The organism is Bacillus sp. z14 (2026), assembly GCF_058313575.1.
In genome coordinates, this window is the sequence record NZ_JBZFQK010000001.1 from 798,712 (window position 1) to 815,154 (window position 16,443).

The window sequence follows — 16,443 nt, forward strand, 5'->3', positions numbered from 1 at the left end:
GTTATTTATTCTTTTATATGGACAAGCTGCATCGCTTCCGCAAGTACCCTTGCCCCGAGATCTAAGATGTCTGTTTGTATCTGCATTTTGGGATGGTGCAATCCCGGGCTAACCTGGGCACCGATTCCGATCATAGTTGTTTGTACCTCTGGATGCTTCCGGCTATAAAAATGAAAATCATCGCTTCCAGACGTGATGATTGGCTCTTCTAAGGATTCTTCTCCGGCAACTTTTATGATTGATTCCCTCGCAGACCTTTCTGGCTCTTTTGAAACAGTGGCTCCTGGAGTATAATCCTTCCATTCATAATCAATTTGTACACCAAAGAGTTCAGCAATCCGATCTAAACCAGTCGCGATAGAATCGATCATTGCATCTAAAACAGCATTACACTGCGCACGGACATCAATCGCAAATGAGCCATTGCCTGGGATAATATTAGTGTTTTGCCCCCCAGCTATCATTTTAGTCAGCTTAATAGAATAGTTCTCTTCAGGATCAGCATATAAAGTTGCCAGATAACCATGGATGGCAACCATCACATCAATCGCACTTTTCCCCTGATGCGGCCTTGCCCCATGTGCATCAGTACCTCTGATTTTCCCTTCGAGGAAGATACAGGCTCCGTGGTGGATAGAAGGAGTAAACTGACCATATGCTAGTTCATCTTCTGGACGCACATGCATACCAAACAATACCGACACGCCCTCCATTACACCTCGCTTAATCATCCATAACGAGCCATTTCCCTTCTCCTCGGCCGGCTGAAAAATAAAACGATATTTACGATTCAGCGGCTGTTCCCTCAAATAGAGAATCGCACCGAGTGCCATGGCGATATGGGCATCATGCCCACATGAATGATTCGCTTGCATGATACCTCCAACTTCCTGCCATAGCGCATCAATATCTGCTCTCAGCGCCACTGCACCACTACCTTCTCCCAATTCTGCAATTAATCCGGTACAATCAGAAAAACGTTCGTAACGAACCCCAAAACTATCCAATATCTCGGCAATTGTATTGGTTGTTTCGATTTCCTTTCCGCTGATTTCGGGATGTTCATGAAAATGATGATACCACCCCAAAATTTGTTCCTCATAGCTCATCATGCATCACTCCCTTAACGATCCCCTTATTCTGCCATAACGTTTTTCAGCATATCACTCCGCCTGTCAGAGGATTTATTGAACACAGTTGCTCCTATCATTTGCAAATCCCCAGAGAAAAAGGAACCAGGTAAACCCTACATAAACAAGCATTTCTCCCATTTATTCAGGTAAACATTCTTGGATTGCCTCTGATTGTCGATAAGATACCATGTATTGAAATGCCTAAAAAACATTTTATCAAAAAATTCAAATAATTTCTTGTTTAATCCATTCTTTACAAATAAAGTTCCCTATTTAGGTTGGCAAACCCTTATAAATTAGTAACAAAGTCCCCATCTTTGCTAATTAACCCGCTAACAGGAGGTATATGATAAACAATTTGTCATCCACACGAAAAAGGACCTGTTCAAAGGTCATTTTTCATAGACTTTTGAGCAGGTCCTTCCTTATATTAATAATCCAGTATTAGTTAAATAGTTTTCTAAATTTTTCATTTGAATCTACTACTCTAATCTCAATTTGTATTTTTTTCATTCCCCTATGTATTTGCTTAACTTTGCTGACTCCATCATCATGTCCCTGTTAATGACCTTTTGCTCTTTCAATTGCCTGTTTCATGTCTTTTACTGGATTCCTTATTAAATTTCCATGCCCGACTGCCAGTAAAGAAGGTTTATAATCCAACAAATTTTCAACTGACTCGATTGCTTTTTCTTTATTCCAGGTTGCCAATGCCGGGAAAGGAAAACTCCATCGCGTATCACCAGCTACAGCTATTCCGCCCTTTGTTTGAAGAGCATCTCCGACTATTAAACTATGATCCCTAATATCTAAATACGACATCATTCCTGGAGTGTGGCCCGGGGTATGAATGGCTACTAACGATCCAATCCGATCACCATCCTGTAATAGCGTATCCGGATTTGTCTTTATATTTTTGGGAATACCGCCTTTTATAGGCATATTCCCTTCACCTTCCTCTAACGATGCATCTCCTTTGAGAATTTTCAACTCTCGTCTGGGAATTAATACTTCAACATCTTGAAGCTCCTGAGTAAGTCCATCAAGAGCCCCTACATGATCAGTGTGTGCATGTGTTAACACTATTTTCTTAATCGGCTTTCCTATAACCTTTGCTGTCTTTAAAATTGCTTTTTTACAAAAAGGAAGTCCTGCATCGATTACTACTAAATACTCCTCTTCTTCGATAAGATAACAATTAACAGGAAAAAGATTTGGCATAAAGGAAAGCTGGTAAAGATTATTTATCTTTGTTAATCTCATTAAAACTCCTCCAACTTATATTTTGGGTTATGTATTGAATCTAAGGAAAAACAAGGTGAGTGAAAGAAATTTTCTGGAAGGTAAAATATAATTCCGGCGATTGAGATAAAATGTAAGCAAAATATCGTGATTTGCTGGGATAAGGAGGGGTTTGGACGAAAGATTCGACCCATATCAGCGCTAAGACTGAGGGAACAATCGCGGCAACACGGAACGTAAAAATTCTGGGGACCAACTTACCCCAATGAAAGAGGTAATCAGGCGGTAATAGGATGGCTCACATCTTTTCAGAAGACCATTTGTGATTGTCTCTTTTATTCTATCTAGTCTATTAACGCCCGATTATCGAATAACAGGACATACGTATTTCGTCGAGAACATTTGTATAGATTTACTCGCTAGATTGATTACTTTTACTCAGGAAACTCAATGACTTGTCGCAACTCAATTTGACCTTCACCAAATCCTTGTGGATCAGGCATTCGCTTAGCCCATTCGATGGCTTCTTCCCTAGACTTCACATCAATGAGAATAAATCCCGCAATCACTTCATTCGTTTCCGAAAATGGTCCATCAGTGACCACTGGCTTTTCTCCCGGCTTAGGATATGAAAGGCGAACCCCATTTGAACTTGGATGAAGTCCTTTGGCCATAACCCGCACGCCAGCCTTTACTAATTCCTCATTGTAGGTTGACATGGCTTCCCTAAGTTCCTGGCTTGGAAGATTCCCAGCTTCTGAATTCTTTGAAGCTTTAACAACAATCATAAACAACATGAAATAGCCCTCCTTCATTTATTAAAGGAAAATCCTCTGTTTGTCATTGTTCATACAACGAAGTTGCTCTTCAAAATCAATCACTATCAATATTCAATAAAGTCAAAGGATATTCCTTCTTGCATGCTCACCTGCTCCTTTATTTTCACTTTTGTTATAAAGGTCAGGTATTTAGTTGTACTACGAGTAACTGACCTTTTCATAATGTTTAAGTCCGTTTGAAATGAATCATCATTGATTTTTCATTTAAGACAGAAATTCTGCACCATTCTTTAAGAACCTATTCGCTTTTTCTCTTGTTCAAACAGGTGGTTATACTTATCTAACTTCTCTTTGCGTTTCAAATATTCTGTAAAATATTTTGCTTTGTAATATTTGTTATAACCATTGTGTTCATTTTCGATATTAGTAAAAGCAGTTTCTAAATCAGAATTATTTATATACCAGTTTAGTCCATTTTCAGAAAAAGATTTCCTAATATCCTCCATCACTTCTTCAATATTAGATCCATCTGGCTCAACCCACCATATGTCAGATCGATTTCTCTCAGCTGGGTTATCTAAATGACGAATGTAATTGGATTGGTCAAGATTACAATTTAGTTGTTCTCGAATATGACATTGGTACTCTTTAGGAAGTAACTCACCGTTGGTACCTTTTTTAATTTCCTCTTCACTTGGTATAAAGACATAATATATTCCAAGATCTACATGAATTGATATAGGTGGCCAACCTGAAACATCAGAAAAATAGTTTCCAACAGTACTGATTTTTAATACCCAAATGCATTGGTCAATCCAACGCCAATTATTTCTTGTATTCACTTTATTGAAGTCATTTTCTTTTAATATAGGAGACAGTGATTTTCGAATTACTTTATTGATTTCAGGAGAACCTATCATTATTATTCACACCCTTATTCTCACTAACTTACATCTATTTCTCTTGAGCTAATCCGCCCCTTTTCTACATTAAGAAATTCAACACAAAAAGGCATTAATCCTTCTGAATCAACGCCCAGTTAGTTTAATAAGAATTTTATCTGTTACCAATCTCTCCACTCATCGGTTATGTCACTCTTAGTTTCTAAGCCTGCTAACTCAGATACAGACAATATGTATTCAAGTAATTCCTCCCTTTCTGCAGTCTCAATGAAATAGTTATACTTTTCATTAAGCACGTTAATTTTTAAAACAACTTCCTTTACACAGGTCAAAAGGGTTTTTGGAGATGTTTTTTCTTTCAAATCTTTAATTGTTTCTAAATAATCATTCAATGCTTTTTCTGTAGCCAAAATATTTTCGAGTGTAAACATATCATCCCCCTCTTCCATTCGTTCTCGCCAAAATAGGGTCGGATAATATGTTTTCCATTCTTGTATTAATTAAATCTTTACGTTTATGCGAAAAATGCTTTTTCTGTGTAAAATATACTGTCGGTATCATTTGGCAGTAACTCAAATCACCATCTTCAACATCTGTCTTTTCGAAGTTAAAAAAATTCAATTTAGGTAATTCTTTTGCAAAAGCAATTGATTTCATCCTCAAGCAAGATGATAAAGTTAGGTTTTCTAAATTTTTCATCTCCCCGATAGAAGAAAAATCTTGTATATTTTTGCAGTTCTCCATAATTAATTCTCTTAAGGTATTTTTTAAAAGCCCTATATCGGATATATCTGTCAATTTATTTAGTCCATACAAATTCAACTCTTGTAATGCTCTAAATTGACCAATACCTTCGAATGATTCAATTTTTGCTTGTATCAGATGCAACACTTCCAGATTTTTAATTTCCCCAAGTTCAGCAAATGTCTTGGAATGTGGTTTATAATCCCATATCTGCATCCGCTTTAGATTCTTTAAATTAGACAGTCCTGTTGCTCTAGTCGGTAGTTCTCCATACAGTTCTTTAAGAGAGGTTAATTTCCCTAAATCCACTTTCACCTTTTTATCTAAATGATTCATAGATAGAGTTTTCAAGTTTTCAAGGAAGGATAAACCCTCGAAATCTTTTATATTTCCACCACTCAGATTTAATATTTCAATATGAGGACATTCCTTCAAAAAATCAATATCCGGAAGATTATAATCCCCCATGACTGAGATTCTTTTGTAATTATGTCCTTTAATAAGCTCCAGGCTCTCGGATAAGTATTCGGAAGATACATTAAGCGTGTCTTCTGTCTCATCTCCATATCTAACTATTTCGATGTTACCAATTTTATATGCTTTCATAGTTCCTCCAAGACATAGCTGCATAAAAACAGCTAATCATACAGCTCTTGTACTGAATAAGGTTGTTAATTGATAAATTAGTTACTGATTTTGAAGTTCACAGAGAATTAATAAAATCACCTTGAATGGGTTCTTTTCCGTCTTCAAATTGAATACGGATTGATTTTCCCTTTAAATAATCAGCTGAATTCATCACTTGAAAATGCAGGTGAGTTTCACTTGAGTTACCAGAATTTCCGCAAGTACCAAGAACCTGTCCTTTCTGGACTCTTTCTCCTTCTTGAACAAGGATAGAATGATTTTTTAAATGAGCTAGCATACTATACTCGTTATTTTGATGTTCTATTGTAATGCAATTTCCTTCAGGAAGTTCAGGATTCATTTCCCCTGGCACATTATCCTCGATTCCATCTATCACTTTTATCACTACACCATCTGCCGGGGCTAATATTTCCTTGTCATAAGCATAATAGTTTTCATTTTTCTTTGGGTCATCGCTATAAGATTTACCGTTTTTCAAAATAAGTAAATCATACGCGTATCTTTGATCCTCATATACATAGTGATAATTGATAAACTGATTAGTTCCACCCCAGAAAACATACCATTCATCTTTTATCGGCATAATATATTTATTCATTGTATATTTCTGATCACTTTCAGGATGAGTGATAAAAGGAGCAAGAGATAGGCTGTAAATTGTATTATTTTCTCCGAAGGATACACTTATAACTTTTTCTCTGGCATTGTCTAACCAGATATATTGTTTAATACCTTCTATTAAATTAGTAACCATTTCTAATGTATACTTTTCGACTCCAGCATTAAAATCTGTTCCATATTCAATGAATTGTTGTAAAGGTACAATATTTTTAAAATCAATTGTTGTTTGTTGATATAAGGTTGAATACATTCCATTCAGAAAAGATTCTCCGAAATCCTCGGGTGAAACTTTAGATATTTCTGCTTGATTCTCCTTCAAACTAAACTCCTCCAATTCTTTATAAACCTATCTAAAATTATTCTTAAGCTGGAGATTTCCTTTAATAATTCTAGACTGTCTGACAGTATGTACTTTTACAATATTCTTCATTCATTAGAAAAATCCTTCCTCCGCTAAACTGCCCAATAGCTGCATAAAAAAAGAGCTGTTTACAGCCCTTGAAATAGAGTAACACCCGTGTCGTTCCTTTATAACAGTTCCTTATTTTTATTATAAGAACGTTTTAATGAAATATAATTGATGAGGAACATCACTACACCTCCGAATAATGTAAATCCTATTAGTTCACTCCAACTGCTAATACTTGAAGGCGTATCAACCAATAGTAAATACAGTAGAGTAAAAATAACAAAAAATGTAACTGTTTTAGTAAAAATAACTCTTAACTCTTTCCTATAAGCTACTTTTGTTGCAACCTCCGTATATTCAATCCCAGCTACAATATACCTTGTAAATATATATAGAACGAATATGGATATGGCCAACAGTAAAATTATCTCTAAGTCGATAGAAGCATATTTGTTTATGAACATTATTAAAACAAGGAAAAGGAAAAGAAGTATCCCACCTTCCGCGAAGAAATATAGCATCCTTTTTTCCTTATATTCATCATCAGGTATTAAAAAAGATATCCAAGATTTCATCAACTCTCTACCTCCCAAAATAATTCATCTAATGTTTTATTAAGTTCTTTTGCTATTGCAACACAAAGATGAAGAGTCGGATTATATTCCCCCTTCTCAATCAATCCAATAGTCTGCCTAGTCACCCCTACTTTTCTTGCTAATTGTTCTTGGGTCATTGAAATTTTCATTCGTGTTATTTTTACATTATTTTTCATATATTCCACCTTACTCATGTAAGATATAGTTTACATATGCAATTTATATCTTACATTAGATTTATATATAAAACAAAGAAACCGACTCTAATCATAAGGAGTTTAACTTAAAAAGGCATTAATCCATCCTGGATCAAGGCCCTTGTTTGTTTAAATATAAGTATTCACGACTATATTAATTGGTTAATTTCAAAAAATATAGAACTTTCTATAGCTGATATTTCAAAGACCACATGGAATCATTGATATTTACGTAAGGTATAGATTTGGTTTGGAATATTTCATAAATGAAGATAGACTAAAGAAAAACGAAAGGAATCAATCATATGAAAAATCAAATCGATGAATTAACTTTATTATTGTTGTATTTAACCTCTTTTAAAGATGACTATGGATTAGGTGAAGCTCAAAGAAGTTGGAAGGGATATCCCTTTGAATCTCTAAATGAATTATCGGAGAAATGTTTCATTATCGATAGTAAACGTTCAAAATCTGTTTATCTAACAGATGATGGTATCGAGGAAGCTAAGAAACTAATAGAGAAATATCATATAAAAGACAACTGAGGAAATTCTCTAAACTGAGAATTTCTTAATCACAGAAAATAGCTATGTATATGACAAAGTACCTTGTATATCGAATGCCCAGCGTAAGAACTCCACTTCCTTCAATTATTATATAATTTAAATTTAATCCATTTTCTCTTTAAATTAGGCTGTTTTCGCAAAGATTGTTGCTATACTGATTGACTAAGGATGTAACGTTTATTTATAGAGTTTTTGCAGATTAATTTTAAAAGTAAGCTTATAAATTGAAAAGACGTACTATAATTAGTACGTCTTTGGTTACTTACACGATTATGTCTTTTTCTAATTGCCATTTTAACATATCATCTACTACACCAAGTTTTTTCATCTTTAACTTCTCTAACACTCTAATTGACGAGAAATTATCAACCAAGCATTCAGCAATTACCTTGTCAACATTCTTAAATGAAAACGCCCATTCAATAATTTCTTTTACTGCCTCTGTTGCGTATCCTTTATTTTGTGCTGAAGGTATAATTCCATATCCCACTTCAACTGTGTTATCTGAATTAGGTTTACCTTTAAATCCAATGTCACCAATAATTGTGTTTGTTTCTTTATTGATAACCAGCCATACACCCCAACCAGAAATGGTTGGATCTTCTTTTAGTTTCTCCAAATACTGAGTGATATGAGGACCAAATTCGTATTCTTCCCTTGGAAATTGTGATAATAATTGTTCTGTACAAGGGATAATTTTGAGCCGCTGTGTCTGCAAATTCATCTCTTTCTCCTTTTTTATAATTTTGGCTGTTGTCTCAAAGATTGTTTCGAAATAAATCATAGGGAAAACATAAAATAGAATTCTAAATCAATCTACTACCTTGAAGAAATCTCCCCTAATTGTTTAGCAGTTAGTAGAATAAGGTTATATATTTATTCTACTAATACTTTTCAAAACCCTTTATTGAGTAACTTGGATAACTTAAAAAGCATCTGATGATAATAAATTTTTGTTTTCTCTTATTAATTTTACTGTGAAATAGTTAGATTTTTGACACGCTAAATAAATCATTTTCTCGACTCGAATTTCAAATGCTAAGTTTTTATGTAATTCAAGCCAACGATACCAGTAAAGGTAATTGTCTAAATAATACGTACCAACGCCTTGAAATCGTTCCATCCATCCTTTTAAACGGCGATGGAAGTTATTAACGTGTTGTATATGATAAATCCCTTTTTTCACTCGTTGATTTTGATTTAAATTAACTGTTTCGTGCTTAAGATTTTTTGATGCTGCAAATTTTTTATAATTAGTAGCTGTATCAGTGCACAACAAAGAAGGGGGAGATATATGCTCTCCAATAACTGCATCAATTTCTTCTGCTTTTACACGACCTCTTCCCGCCATTTTCGCGATTATATTGTTATTTCTATCTTGTGCTACAATTACAGCAATTTTTTGATTTGAAATCCCTCGTTTTTCATCTTTTTCGCCTCGCTTTTTTGGTTTTCGATGAGTAATTCTACGACCCTTGAATGACTCTCGGAAAAATGTTTCGTCACTTTCAATGATGCCATACAATTTATTAAACCCATTGCTTCCTAAAGCATTTAAAATTTTGTGTCTCCAATAAAATGCAGTAGATAAATGAATGTTTAGTTGTTCAGCGATTTTAGGCAATGTTATACCGTTAATCATCATTTCGATGTATTTCAACCATTTTCCTGGATAGCGTGAACCTGAAAAAGGAGTATTTGTCATATCATTAAATGTTTTACCGCAATCCCTACATAAATATCTTTGTCTAGAACGATATTTACCATTACGTTTTACTGAAGCACTCCCGCAATGAATACAAACTAGACCAGCAGAAAAACGTCACATAACAATAGGTCCTGATGCTCAGTGGTTAAATATAGCCTCCATAAAGGAAATTTAATCGTATTTATTAAAATAAAATCATCTGACAGTTGGTTTAACAATTCTTCTTCCCAATCAGGAATAATCGCATAAATATAACATTCCTGCTTATAAATATCATTGATTATATCAACAAACTCCTGTTCATCTATTTCCTTTTCAAGCAATCTTTCAATTACCTTTGGAATGATTTCCACTCTAATCACCTCTTTGTTAAAATTATACGATTAGATTAGAGCGTATTCCTTCTTCTGCTAACCTGCCCCGTTTCTACAATAAAGAAGTTCTACAGAAAAAGGCATTAATCCTTCTTGTATCAATGCCTTGATATTCATAATTATTAGCTGTTTATTTTAATAAGAAATTGAGTGGAATTAAAAAAGGTTTTTATTAATGTGTGTTGAATATTTACCATAACACTAAAAATAGGAGGAATAAAATGGTGAATCAGGTTTGTGTTATAAGCATTTACGTTCCAAATTTAAACACTGCAATTGACTTTTATACCAATACTTTAGGTTTTGAATTAAATAAGCAGTATGGTCCTAATATTGCATCACTTGTACACGGAGAGTTACCAATTATTCTAGAGGAGAACGTTAATACGCCGTATAATCAAGATAATAAAATTACAGGAGTTGTATTAGGATTACGAACTGAAGATATTTATGAAACGGTTAAATTCTTAAAAGAAAAAGAAGTAGATTTTATTGTAGATGAACCAACTAATTGTCCTCCAGGAAAATATATTAGTTTTAGAGACCCCTTCGGAAATATTTTAGAATATCTCCAATTTGAAAATAAGTAACAAACATTAAAAGTTCAATTTTAACTTCTTATTGAGCTAACCTGCCCCTTTAGTAAAAAAATAAATACTCTCATTTCTCTAATGCTAATTTTAGTTGTAAAAGCGAATAACAAAGAATATTAAGAAAATAAAACTTATTGTCGAGCTTATAAGTGTTGAGATATATTGTTTTGATTCTTTTAGATACTTCCATTCCAATATAACTTGAAACCCTGCTATTGCTGTGAAAAATAAAACCCAATGCCATTTTAGAATGTCGAATGACTCCTTTGTTAGAGCAACGAAATAGCCGACCAAAAAAATAACGACTATTATCGTTCTTCCCCATCGATCAACTCTTTTGCCAGGGGTTTCGGAAATTTTTTTTCTCTTTACCCCCAGAAATTTTTCTGTCATTTTTTCTATTAAAAATACTACTAAAAATAAAATAACAAGAATTGTAAACATAATTAACCTCTCCATCTATCTTTATGAGTCACAGCTCAAAGCTATAACCATATAATTCGGTATGTATGGTAGCAAATGCAAATCCTTCCTCAACTAACCTGCCCCGTTTGTCCAATAAAGAATTAAAAGTTTTGAATCTATCTTGATTCAATTCAACAGTATGTTTAGTAATGAATCATTGATGTCTAAAATCAAATTTATCACTAGGTACATCTAATGTATGCCCATTGATCTCAACTGTATCATTGTCTGTCCAGGTAATACTGGCAGTTTCTTCTCGTTCATTCCAATAAATATTTTTGGCTTTCTTATTGCCTTCATTAAAGACTAACTCGCCACGAACAGCATATGACGTTGTAGCACCTCCGTTAGTGAGATATGCTTTTAGTGTGTAATGGCCGCCAGGTGATGTTTTTTCAATAAGATATTCTCCTTTTGGTAGTCTGTTCATATCGAAAAAAGCCCAATATACTCCATAAGCAATAACCCCAGTAAATAAAAGACAGATAACAAGGAATACTCTAAGTGCTTTTTTAGGAGCTTTATTTTCCTCTTTCTTCAAGTAAGTTGTCATACAGTTAAACCTCTCTCAGTAACGGTTAATAATATATTAATTCTCCTATGTATAATAAAAATCCTTTTTCAGCTAACCTGTCCCGTTAGCTGAATTACAAAAAAAGAGCTGATTTCAGCCCTTGATATTGAAGTAATGCCCCTGAACCAAACCTGTTACATTAACTGATCGCCTTTTATGTTTTACTTATTTTTCAGACAAAAGCCAGAAAATAAGATATAATTAACACCTTATGATTTTAATTAAGGAGCTGACAATGTGGAAGATGAACTAATTTTTAAAAGCTATTCTAGGCTGTTATTAAGAGATTTAAAAGACGTAAAAGAGGCTCTTAAGGTAAAAGACTATGAGACAGCTGAGAAACTCTTAAATGAGCTTATAAACGATACTCAGAAAGACGTAGAGAGTGGCAATTAAACTAACGGTTTGGATATTCATCCACCTCTATAATGATAGTTTGATGTTCTTATGCAAGAAAATGATTCTTTCTATTTCTTCAAAACCATTTTTCTTATAAAATTCTTCGGCAGGTATACCTCTATCTGTGAGAAGTGTAATGTTACTTATATTGCTGCTATGAAGTTCTTTTATCAAATGATTTAACATCGCTCTTCCAATACCCTTACTTTGACATTGTTTTCTTACACACATTTCATTAATAAAAAACTCATCTCCGCTCCACCATACTCTATTTACACCAAAAATAAAGCCGAGAATTTCATTGTTTTCTACCGCTAAAACGCCTAAAAATCCAGGTGTTTGGTAAAAGTCCAGCAAATATTTTTTAGCCTTTGTAAATGTCCATTCATCATTCCAAGGCTCATCATTGAATACTTCAATAAATGTGTCCGTACATTTAATTAAATCATTTTCTGTTAATAGTTTAACTTCCAAGGTGAATTCCCCTTATCGCTAAATGTATTATTAAAGCCACCTTAACCGTTTTATTTATGGATTATTCTACCACAAAAAAACCAAATTTCTTATTCAGCTAACCTGCCCCTTACTTCCATAAGAACTTCAACACAAAAGGGATTAATCCTTCTTAGATCAATGCCCACCGTCAGTCGTATACCTCAATCATATTGATGTGCTATTATTAGCATTTTTACGTGAAAAAAAATATGAAATAAAATATGAAGTCAAAAATAAGATAATCCCCACTTTATTAAATTGGAGATACACATCAAATACATCTTTAAATGAATCTAACGGATAAAAACCACTTAATAGCAACGTTGGAAAAACAGTAATCAGCATCGCCATATAATGAGCAAAAATTTTCTTTAAAAAACTCCATTGTTCAATTTGATATATGACGCTTGTCAACCCAAGGAAAAAGGCTATAAGTCCATAAAAAAAATAAACACTCGAATCATCTGATTGCCCTTGCAACTTATACGACAGTGAAATTATTAGTAAGATACCAAATGAAATAGACCCTCTATATAATCCCTTTAAAAGCAACTGCAACGTAAAATCCCCTTTCTTGGAGTCAAATTAAAAGAGCTGGTTATTCTCAACTCTGACTCCAAACTTTTTACACCAGTTAATTAAATACTATGATTTTCGTTCTCTTTATACTTTTTGTTCGTTTGTATGTTTTTCCAATATGTGTTTGGACCATTGTTTTTTAAAATTGCATTTTTTGGGACTTGTTTAATTATAAGAAGAAGAGTAAGTAAATCAACTGATGATCCCATTGCGTTTAATATTATTAAAAATTTTAATGTCGTTGTTAATAGTCCAAATGAACTTAATACAAGTGGCAAAATTATTGAAATAATAATGAAAGGAGCAATTGAAATGAAGATATATCTTGATTTTGAAATCTCTTCTTCTGTTAACACAAAACCTCCGAACAGCGTCAATCCTATATATGTTTTTTCTGATTTTGTGAAATTTGGAATGAAAATTAAATGGAGTAATTCGTGAAGTAATAAAAATATAATTAACAAAAAAACACTACTCAAGTTAATAGTAATTGAGATTGCATCAGGCGTTAGGCCAAAATCGCTCAAAGAAATACTGGAATAGATATTTATTACACCAATAGAGATGATTGCTGCGACAATCATTAAAGGGGTGGATAACAAAATAGCACTTGCTAAATCTTTGGGTTCTTTCAATAGAATCCATCTATTATTAATTAATTCTAAATGTAACTGCGGGTTACTTTTGGGTAATTTGCTTTGTATTTTCATTAAATCGACTCCATTAATAATTCAAGTTTAAAATACAAGCACCTAAATAAAACCATTTTTTTAGGTGTACACCATTTTTTTGTCAAACTAACCTGCCCTTAAAGGGATCAATATAATCGCTTGTATATGAAGGTTTATGTTTGATTCCTTGCACGTTTCATTTAAAAACGAATAGAGCCATAATGCTTTCGACCCTCAAAAAGAAACGCAATGATACTCTCATAATAAGGTATAAATTTTTTTAATTCGATTAGCTCTAAGATTTTCTCTTTTGAAGCCCATCTCACTGCTTGCAGCTCATCAGTCTGTAACGTCAAATCATTCAAATCTAAATCATATTCAATTAAATAATAATCATCAAATCCACGCGCAAAGTTAATAGTAAATTGCGGACGTATCATTTCAAAGTCATAACGAATACCCAACTCCTCATATAACTCTCTTGAAGCAGCTTGCTGACTTGTATCGCCTGCCACAGCACTTCCACCACAAGTGATATCCCAAAGATTCGACCAACCTTGCTTAAAGGACTGACGTTGTTGAATGAGCATTTCTCCACTGGAGTTAAATATACAAACGTGTATGACTAAATGAAACTCATCTAGTGTCATATCATCTCCACGAGTTATTTGTTTGCCTATTTTTTTACGATGCTTATCATATAAATCCCATTTTTCCATCACTAAGCTCCTTAATGTAGTTTTGCCTTATGATTCTTAAAATCTGCAAGAATATGTCCCACTGTTGAACACAAGTAATCATCTATAACCTTCTTGAACAAACCTGCCCCGTTTCTACAATAAGAAATTCAACATAAAAAGGCATTAATCCTTCTTGGATCAACACCTCTATTAGTTAAAGAAGAATCTTTACTTGCCAATCCTATTTTCCTCTATTCCTCTGTTTATATGGGCTGTTTTAATAGCCTCCGCTTCAGGGATGCTTTCATTGGGGCCCTTGTCCCTCAGTAGCAATGGCGACTGTATGAGGGTTATCCTCCAGATAGGCAGCAGCGGTGTTAATTCGTTCTTAAAAAAGTGGCGAAGGATCAGTTCCAATCACCCTTGCTCCTAGAATAATTAAATAATCAGCATTATCTGGTACAGTTTGATTAGGAATTTGAGCAATTCGAATATGCAAGAATAGAAGACAAAAAACTAAAAATACAAAAAGTTCATAAGTAATAATCTTTAAGTATTTCATTAAATCGTTCCCATCGTTGAAATTGTATTTGGTGAATACAGAGAGAGTCGAGAAAAGATTTTTTTGAAGGTATTTACAGAGAAAAGGATTTACTCAACAATTGAAGCGAATAAGTTCTCTAATGAAAAACGCATATTCCAATACATAGAAAAATGTACGGGGAATATGCATTTGCAAAAATACATTATGATTTTTTTTATTTAGAATTTGGCCATTCTTCATCTTCCAATGGAATAATTACACTCGCCACTAAGTAAATAATTAATCCAGGAAATGCACCTGAAAATACACAGAGTAAAGCAAATGCAAGCCGAAGGATGGTTACATCGATTTTTAAAATCGGTGCTAAACCTCCAAATATACCCGATAATACTTTGTTAGAGCGGGATCTTACTAATTTAACGTCTTTCACACAAACATCTCCTATCTTTATCTTAACAGTATATTAAAGAATTATCTTTATAATACGAAAAGCCTATTTATTAATTCAGGATATGAACTTTGTCCCCTTTACTTCCATAAGAAGTTCAGTAGAAAAGGACATTAAGCCTTCTTAGATCAAAGCCCCGTTTATAAAAAATTATTATCAAATCTAATTATCTTCGTTATTGCTTCTCACATTATTTTGAAGATAAATCTTTTTAAGAGTTGAATTTATATTATTTAAAGCAATAAGAATAACCCCTAACATAACAAATGTTACTACTTCCCCGGTAAACCAAGATAGTATTCCTAAAATTACAGCATAAAGTATGTATAGCCAATTACTCATTTATTCAATATCCTCCCAACCAAAATAATTAACTTCTTCAAAAAACCCAGTTCAATTGTAACATTTTGTGAAACCGGACCGAATCTTAATTAAACTAGCCAGACCTTTTACTTCTATAAGAAATTCAACACAAAAAGGCATTAATCCTTCTCGATCAATGCTTCTGTTTGTTGAAATGTAATCTTTTCCAATCTCTTCTATATCTTAATATAACTCCAATCCCTAGCCGGTAATAACGAGTGTGTTATTTTTGTAATATCATATCGACGTGAGGGATATTATCCTCTAAATATGTTTCGGATACAGGTTGGAAACCAAAAGAAGTATAAAATTTCCTTAAATAATCTTGGGCTTGAATTTTAACCTTTGTTTCCTTTAATTCGTTTTGGATAAAATCTAGTCCTTTCTTTAAAAGTTCCCCTGCAATCCCTTGTCCTCTGTATTCTTTCTTTACAATAACTCTTCCAATAGAAGTTTCTTGATAAGCAATACCTGCGGGTACAATTCTTAAATATGCAACGATTTCTCCATTGTCTTCTTTAAAAAGATGATATGAAAAAGGATCTTTACCATCAACTTCAAGATAAGGACAATTTTGTTCCACCACAAAAACTAAAGTTCTTTCTTTTAAAAGATTATATAGTTCAATATTTGTTAACTCATCAAATTTTTTGAGTTTCCAACTCATAAAAATTCACCTCTTACTTTTTGTTTCAAATGCATTCAAATATATC

23 protein-coding genes and 1 pseudogene are annotated in these 16,443 nt (G+C 33.3%); 3 read left to right on the forward strand and 21 right to left on the reverse strand.

Translation table 11 applies throughout. The annotated features are described in order from the left end of the window. Positions 1-5: 5 nt before the first annotated feature. The 9 genes from AC4G3O_RS03715 to AC4G3O_RS03755 form a co-directional block, all read right to left on the reverse strand. Positions 6-1,109 carry an amidohydrolase gene (locus AC4G3O_RS03715; RefSeq protein ID WP_491135851.1) on the reverse strand — a complete coding sequence of 368 codons (1,104 nt, stop codon included), beginning with the start codon at positions 1,107-1,109 and terminating at the stop codon, positions 6-8. A 585-nt stretch (positions 1,110-1,694) separates the two neighbouring features. After that, the gene (locus AC4G3O_RS03720) at positions 1,695-2,396 is read right to left on the reverse strand and encodes an MBL fold metallo-hydrolase (protein WP_491135852.1); all 702 of its coding nucleotides are present in this window, start codon (positions 2,394-2,396) and stop codon (positions 1,695-1,697) included. Between the two features lie 413 nt (positions 2,397-2,809). Then, positions 2,810-3,172, reverse strand: coding sequence for a YciI family protein (locus tag AC4G3O_RS03725; protein WP_491135853.1), 363 nt, complete (start codon positions 3,170-3,172; stop codon positions 2,810-2,812). A gap of 272 nt (positions 3,173-3,444) precedes the next feature. Continuing rightward, positions 3,445-4,074: a DUF4304 domain-containing protein gene (locus tag AC4G3O_RS03730; protein WP_491135854.1), complete on the reverse strand. Its 630-nt coding sequence runs from the start codon at positions 4,072-4,074 to the stop codon at positions 3,445-3,447. A 143-nt stretch (positions 4,075-4,217) separates the two neighbouring features. After that, a complete protein-coding gene (locus AC4G3O_RS03735; protein WP_491135855.1) occupies positions 4,218-4,487 on the reverse strand; it encodes a hypothetical protein in 270 nt (89 codons plus the stop codon). Position 4,488: 1 nt separating this feature from the next. Continuing rightward, entirely contained in the window at positions 4,489-5,406 is a 918-nt protein-coding gene (locus AC4G3O_RS03740) for a leucine-rich repeat domain-containing protein (protein WP_491135856.1), read from the reverse strand. A gap of 97 nt (positions 5,407-5,503) precedes the next feature. After that, positions 5,504-6,388: a M23 family metallopeptidase gene (locus AC4G3O_RS03745; protein ID WP_490558694.1), complete on the reverse strand. Its 885-nt coding sequence runs from the start codon at positions 6,386-6,388 to the stop codon at positions 5,504-5,506. A 209-nt stretch (positions 6,389-6,597) separates the two neighbouring features. Continuing rightward, positions 6,598-7,053 (reverse strand): DUF3278 domain-containing protein, encoded by a 456-nt coding sequence (locus AC4G3O_RS03750; RefSeq protein WP_491089753.1) that lies wholly within the window; start codon positions 7,051-7,053, stop codon positions 6,598-6,600. After that, entirely contained in the window at positions 7,053-7,250 is a 198-nt protein-coding gene (locus AC4G3O_RS03755; protein ID WP_066104464.1) for a helix-turn-helix transcriptional regulator, read from the reverse strand. Before AC4G3O_RS03755 ends, AC4G3O_RS03750 begins: the two co-directional genes overlap by 1 nt. Positions 7,251-7,576: 326 nt before the next feature. Here AC4G3O_RS03755 and AC4G3O_RS03760 point away from each other — a divergent pair, with 326 nt between their 5' ends. Further along, a complete protein-coding gene (locus AC4G3O_RS03760) occupies positions 7,577-7,816 on the forward strand; it encodes a DUF6429 family protein (protein ID WP_180349992.1) in 240 nt (79 codons plus the stop codon). A gap of 283 nt (positions 7,817-8,099) precedes the next feature. On the opposite strand, the gene AC4G3O_RS03765 is transcribed toward AC4G3O_RS03760, so the two are convergent. The 3 genes and pseudogenes from AC4G3O_RS03765 to AC4G3O_RS03775 all read right to left on the reverse strand — a co-directional run bounded on the left by AC4G3O_RS03765 (position 8,100) and on the right by AC4G3O_RS03775 (position 9,898). Then, positions 8,100-8,561, reverse strand: coding sequence for a GNAT family N-acetyltransferase (locus AC4G3O_RS03765; protein ID WP_139892388.1), 462 nt, complete (start codon positions 8,559-8,561; stop codon positions 8,100-8,102). Between the two features lie 201 nt (positions 8,562-8,762). Next, a pseudogene (locus AC4G3O_RS03770) lies at positions 8,763-9,659 on the reverse strand (IS1595 family transposase); the annotation flags it as partial. Further along, positions 9,641-9,898, reverse strand: a complete 258-nt coding sequence (locus AC4G3O_RS03775; protein ID WP_490558696.1) for a hypothetical protein — start codon at positions 9,896-9,898, stop codon at positions 9,641-9,643. The gene AC4G3O_RS03775 and the pseudogene AC4G3O_RS03770, both read right to left, overlap by 19 nt. Before the next feature lie 242 nt (positions 9,899-10,140). Between AC4G3O_RS03775 and AC4G3O_RS03780 the strand changes: the two genes are divergently transcribed. Beyond that, positions 10,141-10,509: a VOC family protein gene (locus tag AC4G3O_RS03780; RefSeq protein WP_490558697.1), complete on the forward strand. Its 369-nt coding sequence runs from the start codon at positions 10,141-10,143 to the stop codon at positions 10,507-10,509. Between the two features lie 90 nt (positions 10,510-10,599). Here the strand turns inward: AC4G3O_RS03780 and AC4G3O_RS03785 are convergent, their stop codons facing one another. Both AC4G3O_RS03785 and AC4G3O_RS03790 read right to left on the reverse strand, forming a co-directional pair. Then, entirely contained in the window at positions 10,600-10,956 is a 357-nt protein-coding gene (locus AC4G3O_RS03785) for a DUF4181 domain-containing protein (RefSeq protein ID WP_491135857.1), read from the reverse strand. 175 nt (positions 10,957-11,131) lie between these two features. After that, positions 11,132-11,530 (reverse strand): DUF5412 domain-containing protein, encoded by a 399-nt coding sequence (locus AC4G3O_RS03790; RefSeq protein ID WP_139892391.1) that lies wholly within the window; start codon positions 11,528-11,530, stop codon positions 11,132-11,134. A 258-nt stretch (positions 11,531-11,788) separates the two neighbouring features. On the opposite strand from AC4G3O_RS03790, the gene AC4G3O_RS03795 reads away from it, so the two are divergent. After that, positions 11,789-11,947, forward strand: a complete 159-nt coding sequence (locus tag AC4G3O_RS03795) for a hypothetical protein (RefSeq protein ID WP_180349994.1) — start codon at positions 11,789-11,791, stop codon at positions 11,945-11,947. Positions 11,948-11,974: 27 nt separating this feature from the next. Here the strand turns inward: AC4G3O_RS03795 and AC4G3O_RS03800 are convergent, their stop codons facing one another. The 7 genes from AC4G3O_RS03800 to AC4G3O_RS03830 all read right to left on the reverse strand — a co-directional run bounded on the left by AC4G3O_RS03800 (position 11,975) and on the right by AC4G3O_RS03830 (position 16,397). Then, complete coding sequence (locus tag AC4G3O_RS03800) at positions 11,975-12,424, reverse strand: GNAT family N-acetyltransferase (protein WP_490558699.1); 450 nt, start codon at positions 12,422-12,424, stop codon at positions 11,975-11,977. 186 nt (positions 12,425-12,610) lie between these two features. Further along, a complete protein-coding gene (locus AC4G3O_RS03805) occupies positions 12,611-13,003 on the reverse strand; it encodes a DUF3021 family protein (RefSeq protein WP_491135858.1) in 393 nt (130 codons plus the stop codon). An 80-nt stretch (positions 13,004-13,083) separates the two neighbouring features. Further along, positions 13,084-13,734, reverse strand: coding sequence for a metalloprotease family protein (locus AC4G3O_RS03810; protein ID WP_491135859.1), 651 nt, complete (start codon positions 13,732-13,734; stop codon positions 13,084-13,086). Between the two features lie 161 nt (positions 13,735-13,895). Beyond that, entirely contained in the window at positions 13,896-14,414 is a 519-nt protein-coding gene (locus AC4G3O_RS03815; protein WP_491135860.1) for an NUDIX hydrolase, read from the reverse strand. A gap of 719 nt (positions 14,415-15,133) precedes the next feature. Further along, positions 15,134-15,349 carry a PspC domain-containing protein gene (locus AC4G3O_RS03820; RefSeq protein WP_490558704.1) on the reverse strand — a complete coding sequence of 72 codons (216 nt, stop codon included), beginning with the start codon at positions 15,347-15,349 and terminating at the stop codon, positions 15,134-15,136. A gap of 180 nt (positions 15,350-15,529) precedes the next feature. Continuing rightward, the gene (locus tag AC4G3O_RS03825) at positions 15,530-15,709 is read right to left on the reverse strand and encodes a hypothetical protein (RefSeq protein ID WP_066104513.1); all 180 of its coding nucleotides are present in this window, start codon (positions 15,707-15,709) and stop codon (positions 15,530-15,532) included. 244 nt (positions 15,710-15,953) lie between these two features. Beyond that, positions 15,954-16,397, reverse strand: coding sequence for a GNAT family N-acetyltransferase (locus tag AC4G3O_RS03830; protein ID WP_491135861.1), 444 nt, complete (start codon positions 16,395-16,397; stop codon positions 15,954-15,956). Between the last annotated feature and the right edge of the window lie 46 nt (positions 16,398-16,443).

What these genes read in the sequence shown, in the direction of transcription:
- AC4G3O_RS03715 (WP_491135851.1), bottom strand. Translation starts at nt 1,109, where the DNA reads ATGAGCTATGAGGAACAAATTTTGGGGTGGTATCATCATTTTCATGAA.
- AC4G3O_RS03720 (WP_491135852.1), bottom strand. Translation starts at nt 2,396, where the DNA reads ATGAGATTAACAAAGATAAATAATCTTTACCAGCTTTCCTTTATGCCA.
- AC4G3O_RS03725 (WP_491135853.1), bottom strand. Translation starts at nt 3,172, where the DNA reads ATGTTGTTTATGATTGTTGTTAAAGCTTCAAAGAATTCAGAAGCTGGG.
- AC4G3O_RS03730 (WP_491135854.1), bottom strand. Translation starts at nt 4,074, where the DNA reads ATGATAGGTTCTCCTGAAATCAATAAAGTAATTCGAAAATCACTGTCT.
- AC4G3O_RS03735 (WP_491135855.1), bottom strand. Translation starts at nt 4,487, where the DNA reads ATGTTTACACTCGAAAATATTTTGGCTACAGAAAAAGCATTGAATGAT.
- AC4G3O_RS03740 (WP_491135856.1), bottom strand. Translation starts at nt 5,406, where the DNA reads ATGAAAGCATATAAAATTGGTAACATCGAAATAGTTAGATATGGAGAT.
- AC4G3O_RS03750 (WP_491089753.1), bottom strand. Translation starts at nt 7,053, where the DNA reads ATGAAATCTTGGATATCTTTTTTAATACCTGATGATGAATATAAGGAA.
- AC4G3O_RS03755 (WP_066104464.1), bottom strand. Translation starts at nt 7,250, where the DNA reads ATGAAAAATAATGTAAAAATAACACGAATGAAAATTTCAATGACCCAA.
- AC4G3O_RS03760 (WP_180349992.1), top strand. Translation starts at nt 7,577, where the DNA reads ATGAAAAATCAAATCGATGAATTAACTTTATTATTGTTGTATTTAACC.
- AC4G3O_RS03765 (WP_139892388.1), bottom strand. Translation starts at nt 8,561, where the DNA reads ATGAATTTGCAGACACAGCGGCTCAAAATTATCCCTTGTACAGAACAA.
- AC4G3O_RS03780 (WP_490558697.1), top strand. Translation starts at nt 10,141, where the DNA reads ATGGTGAATCAGGTTTGTGTTATAAGCATTTACGTTCCAAATTTAAAC.
- AC4G3O_RS03785 (WP_491135857.1), bottom strand. Translation starts at nt 10,956, where the DNA reads ATGTTTACAATTCTTGTTATTTTATTTTTAGTAGTATTTTTAATAGAA.
- AC4G3O_RS03790 (WP_139892391.1), bottom strand. Translation starts at nt 11,530, where the DNA reads ATGACAACTTACTTGAAGAAAGAGGAAAATAAAGCTCCTAAAAAAGCA.
- AC4G3O_RS03810 (WP_491135859.1), bottom strand. Translation starts at nt 13,734, where the DNA reads ATGAAAATACAAAGCAAATTACCCAAAAGTAACCCGCAGTTACATTTA.
- AC4G3O_RS03815 (WP_491135860.1), bottom strand. Translation starts at nt 14,414, where the DNA reads ATGGAAAAATGGGATTTATATGATAAGCATCGTAAAAAAATAGGCAAA.
- AC4G3O_RS03825 (WP_066104513.1), bottom strand. Translation starts at nt 15,709, where the DNA reads ATGAGTAATTGGCTATACATACTTTATGCTGTAATTTTAGGAATACTA.
- AC4G3O_RS03830 (WP_491135861.1), bottom strand. Translation starts at nt 16,397, where the DNA reads ATGAGTTGGAAACTCAAAAAATTTGATGAGTTAACAAATATTGAACTA.